Origin of the sequence: Brevundimonas sp., from assembly GCF_047617075.1 — a bacterium.
Taxonomy (GTDB): Bacteria; Pseudomonadota; Alphaproteobacteria; order Caulobacterales; family Caulobacteraceae; genus Brevundimonas.
In genome coordinates this window covers 28,348-51,049 of the sequence record NZ_JBLGCI010000011.1, presented here as the reverse complement: position 1 = coordinate 51,049, position 22,702 = coordinate 28,348, and the positions used below count along the sequence as shown (strand labels likewise).

The 22,702-nt window shown below is 69.6% G+C and carries 12 protein-coding genes; 5 read left to right on the top strand and 7 right to left on the bottom strand.

Features of this window, described 5'->3' with window-relative positions; translation table 11 throughout:
* Positions 1–227 precede the first annotated feature (227 nt).
* Together ACI8U3_RS11760 and gltB are read left to right on the top strand one after the other, a co-directional pair.
* Complete coding sequence (locus ACI8U3_RS11760) at positions 228–1,661, top strand: NAD(P)-dependent oxidoreductase (RefSeq protein WP_415015066.1); 1,434 nt, start codon at positions 228–230, stop codon at positions 1,659–1,661.
* On the top strand, positions 1,658–6,145 hold the full coding sequence (gene gltB / locus ACI8U3_RS11755) for a glutamate synthase large subunit (RefSeq protein ID WP_415015065.1): 4,488 nt from the start codon (positions 1,658–1,660) through the stop codon (positions 6,143–6,145). Before ACI8U3_RS11760 ends, gltB begins: the two co-directional genes overlap by 4 nt.
* A 47-nt stretch (positions 6,146–6,192) precedes the next feature.
* On the opposite strand, the gene msrA is transcribed toward gltB, so the two are convergent.
* Entirely contained in the window at positions 6,193–6,825 is a 633-nt protein-coding gene (gene msrA / locus ACI8U3_RS11750; RefSeq protein ID WP_415015064.1) for a peptide-methionine (S)-S-oxide reductase MsrA, read from the bottom strand.
* A gap of 122 nt (positions 6,826–6,947) precedes the next feature.
* Between msrA and ACI8U3_RS11745 the strand changes: the two genes are divergently transcribed.
* Both ACI8U3_RS11745 and ACI8U3_RS11740 read left to right on the top strand, forming a co-directional pair.
* Complete coding sequence (locus ACI8U3_RS11745) at positions 6,948–8,195, top strand: NAD(P)/FAD-dependent oxidoreductase (protein ID WP_415015063.1); 1,248 nt, start codon at positions 6,948–6,950, stop codon at positions 8,193–8,195.
* Entirely contained in the window at positions 8,192–11,788 is a 3,597-nt protein-coding gene (locus tag ACI8U3_RS11740; protein ID WP_415015062.1) for a hydantoinase B/oxoprolinase family protein, read from the top strand. The genes ACI8U3_RS11745 and ACI8U3_RS11740 overlap by 4 nt, the downstream gene beginning before the upstream one ends.
* A 2-nt stretch (positions 11,789–11,790) precedes the next feature.
* On the opposite strand, the gene ACI8U3_RS11735 is transcribed toward ACI8U3_RS11740, so the two are convergent.
* Positions 11,791–13,953, bottom strand: a complete 2,163-nt coding sequence (locus ACI8U3_RS11735) for an alpha-glucuronidase family glycosyl hydrolase (RefSeq protein ID WP_415015061.1) — start codon at positions 13,951–13,953, stop codon at positions 11,791–11,793.
* A gap of 227 nt (positions 13,954–14,180) precedes the next feature.
* On the opposite strand from ACI8U3_RS11735, the gene ACI8U3_RS11730 reads away from it, so the two are divergent.
* A complete protein-coding gene (locus ACI8U3_RS11730) occupies positions 14,181–16,724 on the top strand; it encodes a glycoside hydrolase family 3 protein (protein ID WP_415015060.1) in 2,544 nt (847 codons plus the stop codon).
* Positions 16,725–16,741: 17 nt separating this feature from the next.
* On the opposite strand, the gene ACI8U3_RS11725 is transcribed toward ACI8U3_RS11730, so the two are convergent.
* The 5 genes from ACI8U3_RS11725 to ACI8U3_RS11705 form a co-directional block, all read right to left on the bottom strand.
* The gene (locus tag ACI8U3_RS11725) at positions 16,742–18,574 is read right to left on the bottom strand and encodes a glycoside hydrolase family 9 protein (RefSeq protein WP_415015059.1); all 1,833 of its coding nucleotides are present in this window, start codon (positions 18,572–18,574) and stop codon (positions 16,742–16,744) included.
* A 15-nt stretch (positions 18,575–18,589) separates the two neighbouring features.
* Positions 18,590–19,591 carry a DUF2891 domain-containing protein gene (locus ACI8U3_RS11720; RefSeq protein WP_415015058.1) on the bottom strand — a complete coding sequence of 334 codons (1,002 nt, stop codon included), beginning with the start codon at positions 19,589–19,591 and terminating at the stop codon, positions 18,590–18,592.
* A complete protein-coding gene (locus ACI8U3_RS11715; protein ID WP_415015057.1) occupies positions 19,591–20,559 on the bottom strand; it encodes a DUF979 domain-containing protein in 969 nt (322 codons plus the stop codon). Before ACI8U3_RS11715 ends, ACI8U3_RS11720 begins: the two co-directional genes overlap by 1 nt.
* A complete protein-coding gene (locus ACI8U3_RS11710; RefSeq protein WP_415015056.1) occupies positions 20,556–21,302 on the bottom strand; it encodes a DUF969 domain-containing protein in 747 nt (248 codons plus the stop codon). The genes ACI8U3_RS11715 and ACI8U3_RS11710 overlap by 4 nt, the downstream gene beginning before the upstream one ends.
* 64 nt (positions 21,303–21,366) lie before the next feature.
* Positions 21,367–22,665 carry an MFS transporter gene (locus tag ACI8U3_RS11705; protein WP_415015055.1) on the bottom strand — a complete coding sequence of 433 codons (1,299 nt, stop codon included), beginning with the start codon at positions 22,663–22,665 and terminating at the stop codon, positions 21,367–21,369.
* Positions 22,666–22,702: the final 37 nt, after the last annotated feature.

Below are 22,702 nucleotides of genomic sequence, written 5' to 3'. Positions count from 1 at the left end.
AAGCCGGGCAGTCGGTTCCAGATCTTGGTCACTGGTATTCCCCCTGGTTGGTTATCCCGCAGGTGCGAACTGTTTAACGCATTTGCGAAATGCGCAAGAGGCTTTGCCGTGGTCGGAGCACAATTGTTGCCAAATTCACGCGATCGCCGCTTGCTTGCGGCTAATTTATTGCGTCAAAAGACCTCTCCTCATAGGGTCTTCGCCCGCACTTGCGAGAGGGTTTTGTTTTGGCTGACGCGAACCAGAAGTTCGTGACCGTTCCGCACGCCGGTCCTGCGAAGACCGCCGCGTCTGAACGCGTACGCGATTTCGACGAGATCTACGCCTCGTTCCGGGTCGCTGAAGGCACGAAACAGTCCAGCCGCTGCGCCCAGTGCGGCGTGCCCTTCTGCCAGTCCGGCTGTCCGCTTCAGAACAACATCCCCGACTGGCTGCGCCTCGCCTCCGAGGGCCGCGTCGAGGAAGCCTGGCGGTTGTCCGAGGCCACCAGCGCCATGCCCGAGATCTGCGGCCGCATCTGTCCGCAGGACCGCCTGTGCGAAGGCGCCTGCACCCTGGAACAGTCCGGCTGGGAGACGGTCACCATCGGGTCGGTCGAGAAATGGCTGGGCGACCAGGCGTTCGACAACGGCTGGGTCTCGCCCATCCGTCCGCTCTCTGAACTGGGCCGCTCCATCGGGATCATCGGCGCGGGGCCGGCTGGTATCGCCGCCGCCGACCGTCTGCGTTCCGCGGGCTACGCCGTCACCATCTACGACCGCCACGACCGCGCCGGCGGCCTGCTGACCTACGGCATCCCCGGCTTCAAGCTGGAGAAGCATGTGGTCGCCCGCCGGGTGGACCGCCTGATCGAGGGCGGGGTGGAATTCCGCCTCAACACCGACATCGGCAAGGACATCGCCTTCGACGACCTTCGCGCGTCCCACGACGCGGTGCTGGTGGCCACCGGCGTCTATCAGGCCCGACGGCTGTCGGCGCCCGGCTGCGGCTCCACCGGCGTGGTGGCGGCGCTGGACTATCTGATCGCGTCCAACCGCAAGGGCTTCGGCGACGCCGTGGCCGCCTACGACGACGGCCCCCTCAATGCCGAGGGCAAGCGGGTGGTGGTGATCGGCGGCGGCGACACGGCCATGGACTGCGTGCGCACCGCCGTGCGCCAGGGCGCGACCTCGGTCACCTGCGTCTATCGCCGCGATCGGGACAACATGCCCGGCAGCGCCCGCGAGACCACCAACGCCGAGGAGGAAGGCGTCCGCTTCGAATGGCTGGCCGCGCCCAAGGCCGTGCTGGGCGGCTCGGACGGCGTCACCGGCCTGCGCGCGGCGCGCATGGCCCTGTCGGCCCCGACGCTGGATGGCCGCTGGACGGTCGAGGAAGTGCCCGGCGGCGAGTTCGACCTGCCCGCCGATCTGATCATCCAGGCCCTGGGCTTTGAACCGGAGAACCTTCCTGTCATCTTCGACGCCGACGATCTGGCGGTGACCGACTGGAAGACCCTGCGCGTCGCCGCCCATGGCTTCGCCACCACCGTGCCCGGCGTGTTCGCGGCGGGCGATATCGTGCGCGGCGCCTCTCTCGTGGTGTGGGCCGTGCGGCAGGGACAGGACGCCGCCGCCGAGATCGACCAGTGGCTGCGTAATCAGGACTCCGTTGCGGCATGACGTTCGACCCCAAGCACTATCAGGCCCAGCGCGACGCCCTGGCGGCGGCGAACGCCTATGAGCCCACGTCCGAGCGTGACGCCTGCGGCGTGGGTCTGGTCGCCGCCCTGGACGGCCAGCCGCGCCGAGAAGTTGTTGAACTCGCGCTCAAGGCCCTGAAGGCCATCTTCCACCGGGGCGCCGTTGACGCCGACGGCAAGTCCGGCGACGGAGCCGGCATCCTGATCGGCATGCCGCGCGCCTTCTTCGAGGCCCAGGTGCGCGACACCGGCCACACCCCCCGCCCCGGCCCCATCGCCGTGGGCCAGGTGTTTCTGCCGCGCACCGATCTGGGGGCGCAGGAGCGCGCCCGCACCCTGGTCGAGAGCGAGGTTCTGAAGGCCGGGTTCTATCTGTACGGCTGGCGTCAGGTGCCCCACCGCATCGAGGTGCTGGGCGAGCGCGCCGCCGCGACCCGGCCCGAGATCGAACAGATCATGCTGGCGCCCCCCGAGGGGCTGGAGGGCGAGGCGCTGGAGCGGGCCCTGTTCCTGCTGCGCCGCCGCATCGAAAAGCGCGCCCAGGCCAAGGGTCTGGCCGAGTTCTATGTCTGCTCCCTCTCGGCCCGCTCGGTGATCTACAAGGGGATGATGCTGGCCGAGGCGCTGGACGAGTTCTATCCGGACCTGACCGACCCGCGCATGGAGGCGCCGGTGGCGCTGTTCCACCAGCGCTACTCCACCAACACCTTCCCGGAATGGCGGCTGGCCCAGCCGTTCCGCATGCTGGCCCACAACGGCGAGATCAACACCCTGCGCGGCAACGCCAACTGGATGCGCAGCCACGAAATCCGCATGACCGCTGACGCGTTCGGCGCCGACGACGCCACGGTCAAGCCGGTGATCCAGGCCTCGGGCTCGGACTCCGCCGCCCTGGACAACGTCTTCGAGGTGCTGGTCCACGCCGGACGCCCCGCGCCCATGGTGAAGGCCCTGCTGATCCCCGAGGCGCGCCTGCCCGGGCTGATGAAGCCCGAGCACGAGGCGCTCTACGCCTATTGCAATGCGGTGATGGAGCCGTGGGACGGCCCGGCCGCCATCTGCGCCACCGACGGCCGCTGGGTCGTGGCGGGCAAGGACCGCAATGGCCTGCGCCCCCTGCGCGCTGCCATCACCACCGACGGCCTGCTGATCTGCGGCTCCGAGGCGGGCATGACCGGTGTGGCCGAGGAGCGCATCGCCGAGCGCCGCCACATCGGCCCCGGCCGCATGATCTGCGTCGATCTGGAGGCGGGCCGTTTCTACGACGAGGCCGAGACCATCGACCGTCTGGCGGAGGATCACCCCTACGCCGAGTGGCTGGACAACATGGTGGAGCTGGAGCCCATGATCGGCCCCGGTGACGAGCCGCGCCGTCTGGACGGCGAGGCCCTGGTCCGCGCCCAGGCCGCCGTGGGCTGGACCGACGAGGACATCGAGAGCCTGCTGGACCCCATGGCCGCCGACGGCAAGGAGGCGGTGGGCTCCATGGGCGACGACACCCCGCCCGCGGTGCTGTCCCATCAGGACCGGCCCTTCAGCCACTATTTCCGCCAGCAGTTCGCCCAGGTCACCAATCCGCCCATCGACTCCCTGCGCGAGGCGGGGGCCATGAGCCTGAAGACCCGGTTCAAGAACCTGGGCAACATCCTGGCCCAGGACGAGACCCAGACGCGGGTGTTCGTGCTGGAATCCCCGGTCCTGACCACCGGCATGTACGAGCGCATGCTGCTGGCCGTGGGCGCGGGCGCCACCATCCACATCGACTGCACCTTCCCTGCCCCAGACGAGGGCGCCAAGCCGGGGGAGGCCCTGCGCCGGGCGCTGGACCGCATCTGTGACGAGGCGGTGGCGGCGGCCCGGGACGGCGCCGCCCTGATCGTGCTGACCGACGAACACATCGGCCCGGGCCGCCCGCTGATCCCCATGATCCTGGCCGTGGCGGGGGTTCATGCGCGGCTGGTGGACGAGGGCCTGCGCTCGTTCGTCTCCATCGTGGTGCGCACCTCCGAGGCCATCGACGCCCACGCCTTTGCGGTTCTGGTGGGTGTCGGGGCCACGGCGGTCAACGCCTGGCTGGCGCAGGAGACCTTCCTGAACCGTCTGGACGCGGGCCGCTATCCGGGCCTGACGCTGCGCGACGCCTGCCTGAACTACAAGAAGGCGGTCGAGGCGGGCCTGATGAAGATCCTGGCCAAGAAGGGCATCTCGGTCATCTCCGCCTATCGCGGCGGCTATGAGTTCGAGGCGCTGGGCCTGTCGCGGGCGCTGGTCAACGAGTTCTTCCCCGGCATGGTCTCACGGATCTCCGGCGTCGGCCTGGCGGGCATCGAGGCCCAGATGGTGCGCAAGGCGAAGCGCGGCTTCGAGGCGCCCCGGCCGGCCCGGCGCATCGGCGGATCGCACCGCATCCGCGCGGGGGAGGAGACCCACGGCTGGGACGCAGAGATGATCCACCGCCTGCAGGACGCCACCACGCGCGGCGACTACAAGCGCTTCAAGGCCTATTCCCGCCGCGCCCGCGAGCTGCCGTCCATTGCGCTGCGCGACCTGCTGGACTTCCGCGAGGCCGACCGGCCCGCGCCGCTGGACGAGGTCGAGAGCGTCAACGAAATCCGCAAGCGCTTCGTCACCCCGGGCATGAGCCTGGGCGCACTGTCCCCCGAGGCCCACGAGACGCTGAACATCGCCATGAACCGCATCGGTTCGCGCTCGGTCTCGGGCGAAGGCGGCGAGGATCCGGAGCGCTATCAGCCGCGCAACAACGGCGACAACCCGAACTCGGCCATCAAGCAGGTGGCTTCGGGGCGCTTCGGCGTCACCGCCGAATATCTGAACCAGTGCCGCGAGATCGAGATCAAGGTGGCCCAGGGCGCCAAGCCCGGCGAGGGCGGCCAGCTGCCCGGCTTCAAGGTCACCGAGTTCATCGCCCGCATGCGCCATTCGACGCCGGGCGTGGGTCTGATCAGCCCGCCGCCGCACCACGACATCTATTCCATCGAGGATCTGGCCCAGCTCATCTACGACCTGAAGCAGATCAACCCGGAGGCCCGGGTGACGGTGAAGCTGGTCTCCTCCGCCGGCATCGGCGCGGTGGCGGCGGGCGTGGCGAAAGCGAAAGCCGACATCATCCTGATATCCGGCCACAACGGCGGCACCGGCGCGTCCGCCATGGGCTCCATCAAGCACGCGGGCATGCCGTGGGAGATGGGCCTGGCCGAGGCCCATCAGGTGCTGGGTCTGAACGGCCTGCGCGACCACGTGCGCCTGCGCACCGACGGCGGCATCCGCACCGGCCGGGACGTGGTCATCGCCGCCCTGCTGGGCGCCGAGGAGTTCGGCATCGGCACCGCCAGCCTCATCGCCGTGGGCTGTCTGATGGTGCGCCAGTGCCATTCCAATACCTGCCCGGTCGGCGTCTGCGTTCAGGACGAGCGCCTGCGCGCCATGTTCACCGGCACGGCGGACAAGGTGGTCAATCTGTTCAGCTTCATCGCCGAGGAGACGCGCGAGGTTCTGGCCTCGCTGGGTCTGCGTTCGCTGGACGAGGCGGTGGGCCGCACCGACCTGCTGCGTCAGGTCTCGCGCGGCGGCGCCGAGCTGGATGATCTGGACCTGAACCCGCTGCTTGTGCGGGTGGACAGCGGATTGCAGGACCGGCGCGGGCCCGAGGCCCGCCGCAACCCCGTGCCGGACACCCTGGACGCCCAGATCGTGCGCGACGCGGCGCCCTTCCTGGAGCGGCGGGAGAAGATGCAACTGACCTATTCGGTCCGCAATGTGCAGCGGGCCATCGGCACGCGCACCTCAAGCCACATCGTGCGCAAATACGGCTCGGACCTGCCCGACGGGCACCTGACCCTGAAGCTGCGCGGCTCGGCCGGCCAGTCGCTGGCCGCCTGGGGCATGAAAGGGCTCAAGATCGAGCTGGACGGCGAGGCCAACGACTATGTGGGCAAGGGCCTGTCCGGCGCCGAGATCGTGGTGCGCCCCACCCAGTGGATGGAGCGCCAGGCCATAGTCGGCAACACCTGCCTGTACGGCGCCACCTCCGGCGCCCTGTACGCGGCAGGCATGGCGGGCGAGCGCTTCGGGGTCCGGAACTCCGGCGCCACGGCGGTGATCGAGGGCTGCGGCGCCCATGGCTGTGAGTACATGACCGGCGGCGCGGTGGTGATCCTGGGCCGGGTCGGCTGGAACTTCGCGGCGGGCATGTCCGGCGGGCGGGTCCATGTGCTGGACGAGGACGGCGATCTGGCGGCCCACGTCAATGCGGACTCCGTCGTGCTGGGCCCGGTGGTGGGCGCGTCGGCGGATGCGCTGAAGGCTCTAGTCGAACGACATGCGCTCGAAACCGGCTCGCCCAAGGCGCGCCGGCTGCTGGAGAACTGGACCACCGCCCTCAAGCAGTTCGTGGAGGTGCTTCCGGTGGAAGCGGCCGCCAAGGCCTCGCTGAAACGGGCTTAGGTCGGCCTGACCACAGTCCGCAAAGGGTGGTTGGCTGATCCCGGCGGTCAGGCGTCGCCCCATACCCGGCGCAGGGCCTGGACCCGGCGACAGCCGCGCACATAGGCCTGATAAGCCCCGGGATTGCGCCGTGCGTAATCCTGATGGGTGCGCTCCGCCGGCCAGAAGCGCTGGGCCGCGCGCACGGGCGTGAAGACCGCCGGATTGCCCAACGCCGCCCGGGCCGCGCGCCGCGACGCCTCGGCCGCTTCCCGCTGATCGGGCGTCGCGAACACCGCCGTCACATAGCTGGAACCGCGATCACAGAACTGCCCGGCCGGGTCCGTGGGGTCGATGCTGCGCCAGAAGCCGTCCACCAGTTGGCGATAACTGACCCGCTCGGGATCGTAGGTGACCTGCACGGCCTCCACATGGCCAGTGCCGCCGCGCACCACCTGGAGATAGCCGGGATTGCTGACCCGCCCGCCGGTGAAGCCGGACACGGCCTCGACCACGCCGGGAATCTGCTCGAAATGATGCTCCACGGACCAGAAGCATCCTCCGGCGAAGATCGCCGTCTCCATGCCGGCCGGCGTCTGGGCGACAACCGCGCCCTCGGCGCTGTCAGCGGGTGAACAGGCCGCGAGCACCAGCGGCCCGGCCAGGGCGGCGACGATGGACCTTCGGGACGGGAATTTCACGGCGGACTCCTCTTCGCAGTCAACAAAGCTACGGCCCGCCCGTCCGCAAGGTTGCATGCCCGGGGCTGGCCTGACCCGCCGTCGATGCCATATGTCGGACGAACGCCCAGCAAGGATGCTCCATGACCGACACCGCCGCCCATCCCGCCGACGCCCGCATCGTCATCGTCGGCGCGGGCCATGCGGGCGGCTCGGCGGCGGCGTTCCTGCGCCAGTATGGGCATGAGGGTCCCATCGTCCTGATCGGCGACGAGGCGGCCATTCCCTATCAGCGTCCGCCCCTGTCCAAGGCCTGGCTGAAGGGCGAGGCGGATATCGAGGCGGTCCAGCTGCGCCCCGCCTCCTGGTACGCCGAGAACACTGTCGAGCTGCGCACCGAAACCGCCGCGGCCGCCATCGACCGCGCGGCCAGAACCGTGACGCTCAACGATAGATCGGCCGTTCCCTACGACGTCTTGATCCTGGCCACCGGCTCGCGGGCCCGCCGCCTCGAGATTCCCGGCGCCGACCTGCCGGGCGTTCTCGCCCTGCGCACCTTCGCCGACGCCGAGGCTCTGAAGGCGGTGCTGAAGCCCGGCGCGCGGCTGGCCGTGGTCGGCGGCGGCTATGTGGGGCTGGAGGCCGCCGCCTCTGCGCGGGCCCTGGGCGCCGAGGCCGTGATCATCGAGCGCGAATCCCGCTGTCTGGCCCGGGTCGCCTGCGGCCCTCTGTCGGAGTTCTTTCAGGATCTGCATCGCAGCCACGGCGTATCAGTGGAGCTGAACGCCGCCGTCTCGGGCTTCGAGGATGCGGACGGCGTCCTCACCGGCGTGCGGCTGGAGGACGGCCGCGTCATACCCTGCGACGTGGCGCTGGTGGGCGTCGGGGGCATCGCCAATGACGAACTGGCGCGCGCGGCGGGCATCCCCTGCGAGAACGGAGTCGTGGTGGATCATCACACTCGCACCGCCGATCCCGCCATCTTCGCCATCGGCGATGTGACGTACCGTCCCCTGCCCCTCTACGAGGACCGCTCGTTCCGTCTGGAAAGCGTGCCCAATGCGCTGGAGCAGGCCAAACAGGTCGCCGCCTTCGTCACCGGCCGCCCTGACCCCGCGCCGGAAACGCCGTGGTTCTGGTCCGACCAGTATGATGTGAAACTGCAGATCGCGGGCCTGCCCTTCGAGGCCGACGACGTGTTGGTGCGCGGCGATCCGGCTGCGGCCAAGTTCGCCGTGTTCCATCTGAAGGGCGATCGGGTCCGCGCAGTGGAGGCCGTCAACGCCCCGCCCGAGTTCATGATGGGCAAGCAGCTGATCGCCAAAGCCACCCCAGTGGACCGCGCCAGACTGGCCGACCCGTCCGTGTCCATGAAGGAGGTGGCGGCATGAGCGGCTGGCGCTTCTGGATCGACCGGGGCGGCACCTTCACCGACATCGTCGCTCGCGCGCCGGACGGCGCCCTGACCACCGCCAAGCTGCTGTCCGACAACCCCGAGCGCTACGCCGACGCCGCCACCGAGGGCGTGCGCCGCATTCTGGACGCGGCGCCCGGCCCCGTGCCCGCAGGCCAGGTGGACGCCGTGCGCATGGGCACCACCGTGGCCACCAACGCCCTGCTGGAGCGCAAGGGCCAGCCCACCGTGCTGGCCATCACGCGCGGCTTCGGCGACGCCCTGCGGATCGGCTGGCAGAGCCGCCCGGACATCTTCGCCCGCCACATCAAACTGAACGACCAGCTGTACGACCATGTGGTCGAGGTCGACGAGCGCCTGACCGTGGACGGCGCCGTAGATCGTCCGCTGGACGAGGCGAAGATCCGCGCCGACCTGACCGCCACCCACGCCGAAGGTTTCCGCGCCGTGGCCATCGTGCTGATCCACGGCTGGCGCTTCACCGATCATGAGACGCGCGTGGCCGAAATCGCGCGCGAGATCGGCTTCACCCAGGTCTCGGTCAGCCACGAGGTGGGCGCCCTCATCAAGCTGATCGGGCGCGGCGACACCACCGTGGCCGACGCCTATCTGTCGCCGGTGCTGGCCGCCTATGTGGACCGGGTCGGCGCCGATCTGGGCCCCGACGCCCCGCTGCTGTTCATGCAGTCCTCCGGCGGCCTGACGGCGGCGGACGCCTTCCGCGGCAAGGATGCCATCCTGTCCGGCCCCGCGGGCGGCGTGGTGGGCATGGCCGAGACCGCGCGTCAGGCCGGCTTCGACCGCGTCATCGGCTTCGACATGGGCGGCACCTCCACCGATGTCTCCCATTTCTCCGGTGAATACGAGCGCACCTCCGACGCCGTGGTGGCCGGGGTCCGGCTGCGCGCGCCCATGCTGTCGATCCACACGGTGGCGGCGGGCGGCGGCTCCATCTGCCGGTTCGAGGGCGGCCGCATGCGTGCGGGCCCGGAATCCGCCGGCGCCGTGCCGGGACCGGCCGCCTATCGCCGGGGCGGCCCTCTGACCGTGACCGACTGCAACGTCATGCTGGGCAAGCTGCGGCCCGAGTTCTTCCCCGCCGTGTTCGGCCCCGAGGCGGACCAACCACTGGACGCCGAGGTGGTGCGCGAACGCTTCGCCGCCCTGTCCGATCAAGTGAAGGCCGAGACCGGCCGCGACCTCGCCCCCGCCGATCTGGCCGAAGGCTTCGTCGCCATCGCCGTCCAGAACATGGCCGAGGCCATCAAGGCCATCTCCATCAGCCGGGGCCACGACGTCACCGGCTATGCGCTGAACTGCTTCGGCGGAGCGGGGGGCCAGCACGCCTGTCTGGTGGCCGATGCGCTCGGCATGACCACGGTGATGCTGCACCCCTTCGCGGGCGTGCTGTCGGCCTACGGCATGGGTCTGGCCGAGGTGCGCGCCATCCGTCAGGCCACCGCCGCCCTGCCACTGTCGCCCGACCATGACGCCGATCTGGCCGCGCGCGTGGCTGATCTGGACGCCGCCGCCCGCGCCGAGCTGACCGCCCAGGACTTTGCGGAATCGGCGCTGCAGACCCTGCCCCGCGCCGAGATCAAATACGCGGGAACAGATACGCCCCTGACGGTAGCCTTCGGCCCGGCCGACGCCATGACCGCCGCCTTCGGGGCCGCCCACCGCCGCCGCTTCGGCTTCGTGGCCGAGGGCAAGCCGCTGGTGGTGGAGACGCTTGAGGTCGAGGCCGTCGCCGCCTCCGATCAGGGCGCCGGCGATCTGGCCCCGCCCGCCGCGACCGCCGCCGAGCCGGTCGCCCGCGTCCCTGTCCGCATGGCGGGCGCTGATCATGAGGCGCCGGTCTGGCGCCGCGAGCATCTGGACGCCGACGCCGCCGTGGACGGTCCCGCCATCATTCTGGAGGACACGGGCACCACGGTGCTGGAGCCCGGCTGGCGCGCCACGGTGGACGCCCACGCCAACCTGATCCTGAAACGCGTCGTCCCCCTGCCCGCCCGCACGGCCCTGGGGACCGAGGCCGATCCCATCCTGCTGGAGGTGTTCAACAGCCGCTTCATGGCCTGCGCCGAACAGATGGGCGAGGCCCTGCGCGCCACCGCCTATTCGGTGAACATCAAGGAGCGGCTGGACTTCTCCTGCGCCGTGTTCGACGCGGGCGGCGCCCTGATCGCCAACGCCCCGCACATCCCCGTGCATCTGGGCTCCATGGGCGAAAGCATCCGCACCGTGATCCGCCAGCGCACGGATGGAAGGGGCATGCGGCGCGGCGACGTCTATATGCTCAACGCCCCCTACAACGGCGGCACCCATCTGCCCGACATCACCGTCATCATGCCGGTGTTTCTGGAGGGCGACGACACCCCCGCCTTCTTCGTCGCCGCGCGCGGCCACCACGCCGACGTGGGCGGAACCACCCCCGGCTCCATGCCGCCGAACTCCACGACGGTGGATGAGGAAGGCGTGCTGATCGACGACTTCCTGCTGATCGATGAAGGAAAGCTGCGCGATGCCGAGACCCGAGCCCTGTTCGCCTCGGGCCGCTATCCGTCCCGCAACGTCGACCAGAACCTGGCCGACCTGATGGCCCAGGTCGCCGCCTGCACCCGCGGCGCCGACGAGCTGATCCGCATGGTGGACGAGTTCGGCCGCGAGGTGGTCGCCGCCTACATGGGTCACGTGCAGGACAACGCCGAGGCGGCCGTGCGCCGCGCCATCGCCGCCCTGAAACCTGGCGCCTTCGACTATGAAATGGACGACGGCGCGGTCATCCGCGTGGCCATCAACATTGACCCCGCCGAACGCCGTGCGACCGTCGACTTCACCGGCACCAGCGGCCAGCGCCCGACCAATTTCAACGCGCCCCTGTCCATCACCCGCGCGGCGGTCCTGTACGTCTTCCGCACCCTGGTGGACGACGCCATTCCCCTGAACGAAGGCTGCCTCAAGCCCATCGAACTGATCGTGCCCGAAGGCTCCATGCTGAACCCGCGCCACCCCGCCGCCGTGGTGGCCGGAAACGTGGAGACCAGCCAGGCCGTGGTGGACACGCTGTACGGCGCCCTGGGCGTACTGGCCGCCAGCCAGGGCACCATGAACAATTTCACCTTCGGCGACGACGCGCGCCAGTACTACGAGACCATCGCCGGGGGCTCCGGCGCCGGGCCGGACTTCGACGGGACGGCCGCCGTCCAGACCCACATGACCAACAGCCGCCTGACCGACCCCGAGGTGCTGGAAAGCCGCTTCCCCGTGCTGCTGGAGGAATTCTCCATCCAGCGCGGCTCAGGCGGCGACGGCGCGCACCGGGGCGGCGACGGGACCGTGCGCCGCATGCGGTTCCTGGCGCCCATGACCGCCTCGATCCTGTCCAACCACCGCCGCGTCGCGCCCTTCGGCGTGAACGGCGGCGAACCGGGCGCCACCGGCGTCAACCGCATCGAACGCAAGGGCGGCCGCACCGAAGACCTGGCCTCAACCGCCCTCGCCGAAATGGAGCCCGGCGACGTCTTCGTCATCAAGACGCCCGGCGGCGGCGGCTACGGAAAGGCCTGACCTCAGTCCCAGTGTCCCGGCGCGTGAGGAAAGCTCAGGCGCTCGTAGTGCGCCAGATCATGCGCCGGCGGCGCGTGACCTTCGGGCATGGGCAGGCCGTTCAGGCTGCGCCACCAGGCGATGGAGGAGTCCCGCCACCACCGCGCCTCATCCTCCTGAATGGCCAGGAAGTCTGCCACCTCGGAATGACGCCGCGCGTCCACATGATCGGCCAGCCCGGCCCAGGTCCGGCGCATCTCGCCCGTTGCCGCCACGCCCCGGTCGTAACGCGCCACCAGCTCATCCCACAGGGGCCATCCAGACGGCATCGGATGGTCCCACGGCAGATGGTGGAACCACAGCAGCAAGCGCTCATCGATCCTTTCAGGGTCCGCGAAGCCCGCCGCGACCTCGGGTGCGTACTGGCTCACTGCATCGCTGCCGGATGCGGTACGGTCAAAACCGATGCCGTCCGCGTCGGCCCGGTGGAAATAGGTGGGGTTCCAGTCCGCCCTCGGCAGGTCGTCCACCCACGGCCCCGGCCCGTAGTGGTGTCCCGTGGCCATCAGGTGGTTCAGACCCAGCGGCGTCATGTAGTCCACCACCGCCTCGCGCGAGCCCATCATCATCTCAACCACCGGCTCCACGAAGGCGGGATCGGGCGTGAAGGTCATGGCCGCCCACTCGCGGGCGATCGCCTCGGCGCCCAGTCCCGGATCCCACGCCAGCCGCCCGAACACATACCAGTTGGCCTGATCGAACTGGGAGCCGGACCAGTTGCGGTCGCTGCCGGTGTTGGCCACCCCCGCCATGCCGGTCAGCCGGTGGCCGAACAGCGAGCCGTCCACCACATGCGCCACCGTGGACCCCGGCCCGCGCACATGGGTGTCGGCGTCCAGCACCTCTTCATACAACGGCCCCAGATAGGCCAGGTGGGTGGCGAAGCCGAGGTATTCCTTGGTGATCTGGAACTCCATCATCAGCGGCGTTTCAGGCGTCGCCCCGAACAGCGGGTGGAACGGCTCGCGGGGCTGGAAATCGATGGGGCCGTTCTTCACCTGGATGATGACGTTGTCCCGGAACTGGCCGTCCAGCGGGACGAACTCGTCGTACGCCTGCATGGCCCGGTCGGTGGGCTCCGCATCCGAATAGACGAAGGCCCGCCACATGACGACGCCGCCGTGGGGCGCCACCGCATCGGCCAGCATGTTGGCCCCATCCGCATGGCTGCGCCCGTAATCCTGCGGCCCCGGCTGGCCCTCGGAATTGGCCTTGACCAGAAAGCCGCCGAAGTCGGGGATCAGGGCGTAGATTTCATCGGCCTTGGCCCGCCACCAGGCCTGCACGCGCGGATCCAGCGGGTCGGCCGTGTCCAGGCCGCCAATTTCCACCGGCGCCGAGAACCGCGCCGACAGATAGACCCGGATGCCGTACGGCCGGAACAGATCCGCCAGCGCCGCCGCCTTTTCCAGCCAAGGCCCCGTCAGGCTCAGCGCATCGGTGTTGACGTTGTTGATGACCGTCCCGTTGATCCCGATGGAGGCGTTGGCGCGTGCGTAGTCGGTGTAGCGCGGGTCCAGATGGTCCGGCAGCTTGTGCCAGTCCCAGAGGGATTGCCCCGCGTATCCCCGCTCCACCGTCCGGTCCAGATTGTCCCAGTGGTTCAGCAGGCGCAGGTCCACCGCCGGCGCCTCGCGGATATTCAGCGCCGTCAGCGTCTGCCGCGTCTGGATCAGGCGCAGGAAGTGGAACGTCCCGTACAGCGTCCCCGCGTCCCCGCCGCCCGCGATCACCGTCGCCGCATGCCCGTCCACCTCCAAGCTGCGGATCACATAGCCCTCGGCGCCCAGCCCCGACAGGTCCAGCCCCAGCGCCGCGATGGCCGCATCCTCCGCGCGTCCCACCAGCACCGCCCCGTCGCGACTGACCGCGTCCGCCCGGTCCGGGGTCGCGGACAGCAGCCCCGACAACCCGCGCTCCAGCTCGTCCGTCGCCACACCGAGGCTCGCAGACTCCCCGGCGACCACCAGCTGGGTCGCCGCCACCCGGTAATCCGCCGCCGCCCCCGCCTCCACCGCCGGATAGCGCAGCCACAGGTCATAGCCGTCCTCGGCCTTCGCCGCCCCGGCGGCGTTGGTCAGGAACAGAGCGGCCGCGATCATCGCGGCGAGCAGGGCCCGCGTCATGGTCGTCCTCCCGTCGCCCCAGCGGCGATTATCAGCGCCTTGGGACGCCTTTTGTTATCGCTACCATTTCACAGGCATTTCCCGGCGCCAAGGAGCCGACAGATCCGTCTTCGATGAAAAGAAGGTTTGCCGTATCCGCATTCAACATGAATGATGGTAGCGCTATCGTGATGCGGCTTAACAACGCGCACGAACGAAAACGATATGTCAGTCCTGGGGAGGTCCTGATGATCCACAGCCGCCGTTTCCTGACCGCGACCACGGCCGTCCTGGCCCTGTCCGCCGCCGCCTGCGCCTCGGCCCAGTCGGTCGATCTGCCCGACCCGGTTCCGTCCGGCGCGGACATCCCCCTGCCTGACGACGCTCGCGCCGATCCGGCCATCTGGCCGACCAGCGCGACGCCGGACGCCATCACCGACGCGGCGACCGAGGCCTTCATCACCGAGTTGATGAGCCGCATGACGCTGGAGGAGAAGGTCGGCCAGACCATTCAGGCGGACGTTTCGGCCATGACGCCGGAAGACCTGGCCACCTATCCGCTGGGCTCGATCCTGGCGGGCGGCAACTCCGAGCCGGGCGGCGACGCCTACGCCTCGCCGCAAGCCTGGCTGGATATGGCGGTGGCGTTCCGCGAGGCCGCGGCGGCGCGCGGCGGGACGGCCATTCCGCTGATCTTCGGCATCGACGCGGTGCACGGCCACAACAATGTCGTCGGGGCCACCCTCTTTCCGCACAACATTGGCCTGGGCGCCGCGCGCAATCCCGAGCTGATCCGCCGCATCGCCGAGGTCACGGCGCTGGAGGTGGCGGTGACGGGCGCCGACTGGACCTTCGGCCCCACCGTGGCCGTGCCCCGGGACGACCGCTGGGGCCGCGCCTATGAAGGTTACGGCGAGCATCCCGAGATCGTGGCGTCCTATGCGGGCGCCGTGACCCTGGGTCTGCAGGGGGAACTGGAGTCCGGACAGCCGCTGGCGGCCGGACGGATCGCCGGATCGGCCAAGCACTGGCTAGCCGACGGCGGCACACTGAACGGCGCGGACCAGGGCGACGCCCGGATCACCGAACGCGAACTGATCGACATCCACGCGGCGGGCTATCCGCCCTCCATCGACGCCGGCATCCTGACGGTTATGGCCAGCTTCTCCAGCTGGAACGGCGCCAAGCACACCGGCAACCCCACCATCCTGACCGACGTGCTGCGCGGGCCTCTGGGCTTCGACGGCTTTGTGGTCTCCGACTGGAACGCCCACGGCCAGATCCCCGGTTGTTCCAACGAAAGCTGCGCCGCCGCTTTCAACGCGGGCATCGACATGTTCATGGCGCCCGACAGCTGGCGCGCCCTGTACCAGAACACCCTGGAGCAGGCCCGCTCCGGCGAGATCGGCATGGCGCGGCTGGACGAGGCCGTGCGCCGCATACTGCGCGTGAAGGTCAAGCTGGGCCTGTTCGAGCCCGAAGGCCCGGCCAGCCGCGCGCTGGAAGGCCAGTTCCAGCATCTGGGTTCGGACGAGCACCGCGCCGTGGCCCGCGACGCGGTGCGCCAGTCGCTGGTGCTGCTCAAGAACGACGGCGTCCTGCCGATCCGTGCGAACGCCAATGTGCTGGTGGCCGGCGCGGCCGCCCACGACATCGGTCAGGCGGCCGGGGGCTGGACCCTCACCTGGCAGGGCACGGGCAACCGGCGCGAACACTTCCCCAACGGCCAGTCCATCTGGGAAGGCATTGAGGAGGCCGTGAGCGAGGCGGGCGGCGCGGCCACCCTGTCGGCGGACGGATCATTCGACACTCGCCCCGACGTGGCCATCGTCGTCTTCGGCGAGACGCCCTACGCCGAGTTCCAGGGCGACGTGGAGCATCTGGACTTCGTGCCCGAAGAGCCGCTGGAGACCCTGCGCGCGCTGCAGGCCCAGGGCATCCCCACCGTCTCGGTGTTCCTGTCGGGCCGGCCAATGTGGACCAATCCGGAGATCAACGCCTCGGACGCCTTCGTGGCCGCCTGGCTGCCGGGCACGGAGGGCGGTGGAATCGCCGACGTGCTGATCGGCGACGCGGAGGGTGCGCCCCGCCACGACTTCACCGGAACCCTGTCCTTCTCCTGGCCGCGCACGGCGGTGCAGGGGCCATTGAACGCGGGCGATCCCGACTATGATCCGCTGTTCGCCTATGGCCACGGCCTGTCCTACGCCCAGCCAGGCGAGGTCCCGGAGCTCAGCGAGGAGTCGGGGGTCACCGGGGCGGCCGCCAACCCCGACCGCTACTTCACAGACGGCCGGTTCACCCCGCCCTGGTCGCTGGCCCTGCGCGACGCAGGCGGCGAGCGGCGGCTGGGTCAGGAAGCTTCCGGCGCCAGCCCGCGCGACGGCGTGACCGTGCGCTCCGCCGACGGCTCGGCCCAGGAATCGGCCCGGGCGCTGGTGTTCTCCAGCGACGGCGGCGTAGCCAATATCTCGGCCGCCCCGGTGGACCTGACCCGCCAGACAAACGGCGAAATGGCCATCGGCTTCCGCTACCGCGTGGACGCGGCGCCTACGGGCCCTGTGTTCCTGACGCTGGACGAAGGCAGGATCGACATGACCGGCGTTTTTGGCGAGGCGCCCATCGGCGAATGGCGCGAAATCAAGGTCCGCCTGTCCTGCCTGCGTGACGCCGGGGCGAATGTGTCCGAGGTGTCCGAACCGTTCGGCCTCAGCACCGAATCCGCCTTCGCCATCAGCTTCGAAAACGTGCGGCTGGCCTCCAATGAGGGCGACGCAGTGTGCCCGTCCTGACGATCAGGACGGGCTGCTCACTGATCCAGCCAGGCGGCCACCCACGCCAGCGGGGCGTTCCAGTTGATGGCCACCTCGTTCATGGCATAGGACTCGAAGTGGTCGGCCCAGCAGGCCTGGGGCGCACATGAGCCCTGCATCGCCTCGGCCACCGGGTCGGTCATGGCGCGGCTGTTCGCGCCGCCCGACAGGGCGCCCGCCGGCGGCAGCGGCCAGGCCGGGTCGGCCATGTGCGCCCAGAACCGGTGGTGGGGGTTCATCATTGGCCGCGCGCCCCAGCCGCTGACATAGGACCGGTCCAGCACATTGCGGCCCAGCACATAGTCCATCACGTCCACCACGCCTTCGCGGTACCGCGCCTGACCGGTCAGGTCATGGGCGACGGCCAGGATCATGGCCCGGTTCAGGAAGTCTCCGTTGGAGCCCCAGTTGTAATCCCCTTCTCCAAACGGCACGGCGAACCCTTCCGCGTCGCGGATCGTGAGATAGCCGTCGGCGGCGGCGATCAGCGCGGCGCGGACGTGACTCCCTTCCTCATCGCTCAATCCCGTCTCGACCGAGGCCAAAGTGAGGGTCCCGAGGCTCGCCGTGGCGGGCCAGGCGATGTTGCCCGCTGCGCCTTGTCCGTCCGGGAAGTGGAGCGAAGACCGCAGACGGTCGGCAAAGGCCTGCTCACCCGTAGCGGCGTAGAGCTCCGCCGCCGCCCAGTAGAACTCGTCCCCGACGTCCTCGTCGCCGTAGTTTCCACCGCCGTGGAATGAGCCGACGGCGTAGACCTCCGGATTCCGCTCGGCGGCCGCAAAGGCGCGCCGGGCGGCGGTCAGGCAGCGCGCCGAGAAGGCCGGGTCCACCTCGCGCCAGACCCTCGCGCACCGGGCCGCCGTCGCCGCCAGATTCAGGGTCGCGGCGGTGGACGGCGCATAGAGGAAGCGCTTCTCCGGATCGTCGTGCGGCGCCATGGGCAGGGCGGTCCAGCGCACGTCGTGGGCCTTGTGGTGCGCCATGCCGCCCGCGTCGATCCCGGTGAAGGTCAGGGCCGCGCCGCGTTCGAACCGGCCCACGGGCACGCTCAGCCGGGCGCCGTCAGGAACCTGCATGGCCAGCATGAACTCCATCTGCCAGCGCGCCTCGTCCAGCAGGTCGCCTACGCCGTTGCCTGCCTCGGGCAAGGCCAGGGCGCCGTCCGCGAAGGTGGTCATCCCGAACCGCTCGTGAGCGTTCAGCAAGGTCCACAGGGCGATGCCCCCGTTGACCACATACTTCCCGTGATCCCCCGCGTCGTACCAGCCGCCGCCGACGTTCAGGGAGTAGTCGCACCCCGGCCAGACATTCCCGTTCATGTCCTCGCCCGAGAAGCACGTCAGGGTTTCGTCCACATGGGCAGCCGGGCGCGCCAGATCGGGCCGCTCCACGTGGGCCGCCGCAATCTCGATGCCGCTACGGTTCTGATAGAAATAGCTGGCCGCATCCGCCGCCAGTCCGGCCCAGGGCCGCTCGCTGATCGTGAACGGACGGCTCTCCATCTCCCCGACGATCAGGCGGTAGCCCTCGCCCGCAGCCGTCACGCCGCTGAAGTCGATGCGGTGCACCGCTTGGCCCGAGGCGTCGTCCATGCCGAACGGCTCGCTGCTCCCCGACGCCGCCACGGCGCCGGAGGCATCCACCACCCGCCAGTCCAGCGGCGTCGTCGCCTCGCTGGCCGCCACCGCGATCTTGCGGCCGTCAGTTTCGAAACCGACCTGGCTCAGCCGCACCGGCGGAACCGGCGCCTCCTGTGCTTCTTGCGCAAATGCGTTAGCGCTAACATTCAAGGCCAGAACACTGGCCGCGATCATCGCCTTCAGGCGCATGGGGTCCTCCTCCCGTTAGTGTCCGGCCCGCAAGGCCAGAAGGGCGAAACTGGCCAGCCAGTGCTCGCCCATATAGTCGCCCGTCACCTGCGGCAGGCTGACGGCCAGGTGGTCGTCGGCGGCCTTGAGGACGACGGCGCGGCGCGGGTCGCCGGGCTCCAGCGTCCCGGCGATCCCGCGCCAGCACCATGCGCGCGAAAGGTTCAGTCCGTCCAGATGCGCGATCTTGCCGTCGGTGCGGTCGCTGACGCTGGCGGGGGTGAACAGGGTCTTGGGCGCGCCCGCCGCCAGTCCGGGAAGGAAGCCGTCCAGCCACACGGCGAAGGCGTCCGGCGCCATGGCTCGCCGCATGAACTCCGCCTCCATCAGGGCCGGCGACAGGAACTCGTCCTGCGACGGCTCCCACGCCTGACAGGCCCGGTCCTCGCCGTGCCATTCGGCGGCCTTGCGGCGGATCAGGGCGTTCAGCTCGACGTCGCCCCACTCCATCGCGAGGCTGAGGGCGAAGGCGGTGTTGTAGTGGGTCCCGACCCGCACCGGGTAGGTGGCCAGCGGCAGATAGGCCATGAACCGGTCCCGAAAGGCTTGGGCAAGCGGCTTCAGCGTCGCCGCCCATCGCCGCCCGTCGTCCGTCTGATGCCGGTCCAGCTCCGCCGCCAGCCCCAGCAGCCAGCCCCAGCCGTAGGGCCGCTCGAACCCCCGGCTGGTCGGCCGGTCCAGATAGGCGCGCTCGGCCTCCACATTGGCCTCAGTGAACAGCGCGTCCGCCAGCGCCCGGATGTCCGCCGCCTCATCCATTTCGGGATAGAGCCGCAGCACGGTGAACAGGGTCCACCAGCCGTGCACGCACGAGTGCCAGTCGAAGCTGCCGAAGAAGATCGGGTGCAGCGCACGCGGCCCCTGCACATCCTGCGGCCCCGCCAGCACATGATCCATCTTGTTGGGATATTCGCGCGTCACATGGCCCAGGGCGGTGCGGGCGTACAGGGCGGCGATGTCGGGGGTCAGTTTGGTCATCAGAAGCGGAACGCCAGGAACTGCATGAGTACGATGTTGGCCACCAGCATCATCAGGGCGGTGGGGATCTGGGCCCGGATGACCCCGTTCAGGGCGGCGTTGCGGTCGGGCAGCTCCAGCAGGTTCGCCGGCACCACATTGAAGTTCGCCGCCATGGGCGTCATCAGCGTGCCGCAGAAGCCCGCCAGCATGCCGATGGCGCAGACGATGGCCGGGTTGCCGCCGAACTGGAACACCACGAACGGCAGCCCCACCGCTGCGGTCATCACCGGAAAGGCGGCGAAGGCGTTGCCCATGATGACGGTGAACAGGGCCATGCCCACGCAATAGGCGACCACCGCGATCAGGCTGGCGTTCATGGGGATGACGTCGGCGATTAGCCCGCCCACCACCTCGCCCACACCCGCCAGGGCGAAGACCGCGCCCAGCGCCGCCAGCATCTGGGGCAGAATGGCGGCCCAGCCCACCGCGTCCATCAGCCGCCGCCCTTCCTGCAGCGGCGCCATGATGGGCGGCTTCAGCATGGCCATGCCCACGCCGATGGCCAGCACGACCCCCAGCCCCAGGGCGATCAGGGTCGGATCGCGCGGGTCGAACAGGGGCGTTCCGCCGATCTCCACCTTGGCCAGCCACAGGGTGCCCAGAAGCGCGGTCACCGGAATGATCATGGCCGGAATGAACAGCCGGTTGCCGAATTTGACGGCGGCGTCCGCCCGCTCCTCCGGCGAGGTGGTGCGCGGCTTGCCCTGCCCCAGCCCGCCGATGCCCGCCAGCAGCACCAGGCCGATCACCAGCAGGCCGTTCATCAGGTCGCTGAAATAACCGCCAAACAGGAAGCTGACGGCCAGCAGGCCCCAGAAGGCGGTGTTCTTGAACCGCTTCGGGTTCTCGCGATCCCCCGCGCTCAGCACCGAGAAAGCGACAAACACCGCGCCCGCCAGAATGTAGATCCACTGAAGCGTGATCATCGGCCCGCCTCCTCGACCACATCCTCATCCTTAGTGGCGCTACCGCCCGTCGGGCTGCTTGAGCGCGCGGGCGGCGCATTGGCCACCTCCGCCGCGATCCGCCGGTCCAGCAGGACCAGCCGCGTGCCGTGGATCAGCAGCGCCACGATGGCCGTCGGAATGGCCCACACCGACAGCTCCAGCGGCTGTACGATGATGCCGTTCTGCTCAAGAAAGCCCTTGATCAGCAGGATCGAGGCGATGGCGATGAAGATGTCCTCGCCGAAGAAAAGCGCGATGTTGTCCGCCGCCGCCGAATGGGCGCGGATACGGAACCGCACGGCGTCCGGCAGGGGCCCGTGCCGCGTCTCCGACGCCGCCTCGGCCATGGGCGCGATCAGGGGCCGCACCATTTGGGGATGCCCGCCCAGCTTGGTCTGGCCCAGGGCGGCGGTGATCTGGCGGGCCACGAAATAGCCCAGCAGCAGACGCCCCGTGGTGGCCCCGCGCACCTTGCCGATCAGGATGCGCGCCTGCTCCTGCAATCCCGACCGCTCCAGCAGTCCGATCACCGGCAGCACCAGCCAGACGATGGAGATGTAGCGGTTGTCGTTGAACGCCGCCCCGAACGCCTCGACCGTCTCCACCAGACCCAGCCCGCCGGCCACGCCCGTGGTCAGGGCCGCGGCCAGGATCACCAGCAGCGGATTGAGCCGCAGCACGAACCCGGCCACCACGACCGCGATCCCCAGAAGCACCCACATGGACCATCCCCCGATTGCTCGCGGGGATGGTCGCGCGGATTCTCCGGCGGAGAAAGCCCTGTGATCAGACGGGCTGAACCGTCTTCAGCTTGGGCGTCAGCAGATGGATGATTCCCAGCGCCAGCAGATAGGTCACGCTGGCGAAGGCCAGCAGGGGCACGTAGCTGCCGGTGGTCTCCAGGGTCCAGCCGGCCACCTTGGCGATGAACATGCCGCCCACGGCGCCGGCGAATCCGCCCAGCCCGACCACGGTACCCACGGCCCGGCGCGGGAAGGTGTCGGACACCAGGGTGAACAGATTGGCCGACCAACCCTGGTGCGCCGCCGCCGCCAGACCGATCACAGCCACCGCAGCCAACAGATTGTCCGCGAACACAGCCATCGAGATGGGCGTCACGCACAGGGCGCAGATCAGCATGGCGGTCTTGCGGCCCCGGTTCACCGACCAGCCTCGCTGGATCAACCGTGACGACAGCCAGCCGCCGCCCACGCTGCCCACGTCGGCCAGCAGATAGACCGCCACCAGCGGCGGCCCGAACGTCAGAAGGTTGAGGTCATAGGTCTTGGCGAAGAAGTCGGGCAGCCAGAACAGGAACAGCCACCACACCGGATCGGTAAGGAACTTGCCGACGATGAAGGCCCAGGCCTCGCGCCGCTTCAGGGCCTGCAGCCAGGTCATCCGCCCGCCCGCGTCGTCGGGCGCGTCGCTCTCGATCCACGCCAGTTCCTCGGCGCTCACCTTCGGATGCTCCTGCGGCCGGCGATAGACGACGAACCACACCGCCATCAGCGCCAGACCGCTCAGCCCCGTGACGATAAAGGCGGCGCGCCAGCCGAAGGCCAGCACCAGGATCGGCACAATGATGGGCGTCAGCAGGGCGCCCACATTGGACCCGGCGTTGAAGATGCCGGTGGCCAGCGCCCGCTCCCGCTTGGGGAACCACTCGGACACCGCCTTGATGGCGCCGGGAAAGCCCCCGGCCTCGCCGAGGCCGAGGGCGAAACGGGCCATGGCGAACTGCATCACCGACGACGCGCCGGCGTGCACGGTCGCCGCCAGACTCCAGAAGCCGATGGCCAGGCCCATGCCCCAGCGCGCCCCCACCCGGTCCATCAACCGTCCGACCACCAGCAGGCCGATGGCGTAGGCCGCCTGAAACCAGAACACGATGTCGGCGTAGTCAGTCTCGCTCCAGCCGAACTCCACCTCCAGCACCGGCTTGAGCACGCCGAACACCAACCGGTCGATGTAGTTGATGGTGATGGCGAAGAAGAGCAGGGCGCAGATGACCCAGCGGTATCGCTTGCCTCGACCGGGCGCGCGCGGGGGCCCTGGCGGCGTGTCAGCCACGGCGTGGGTCATGCTTCCTCCTTGCCCGCGCGCACGGCGCCGGCGTCAT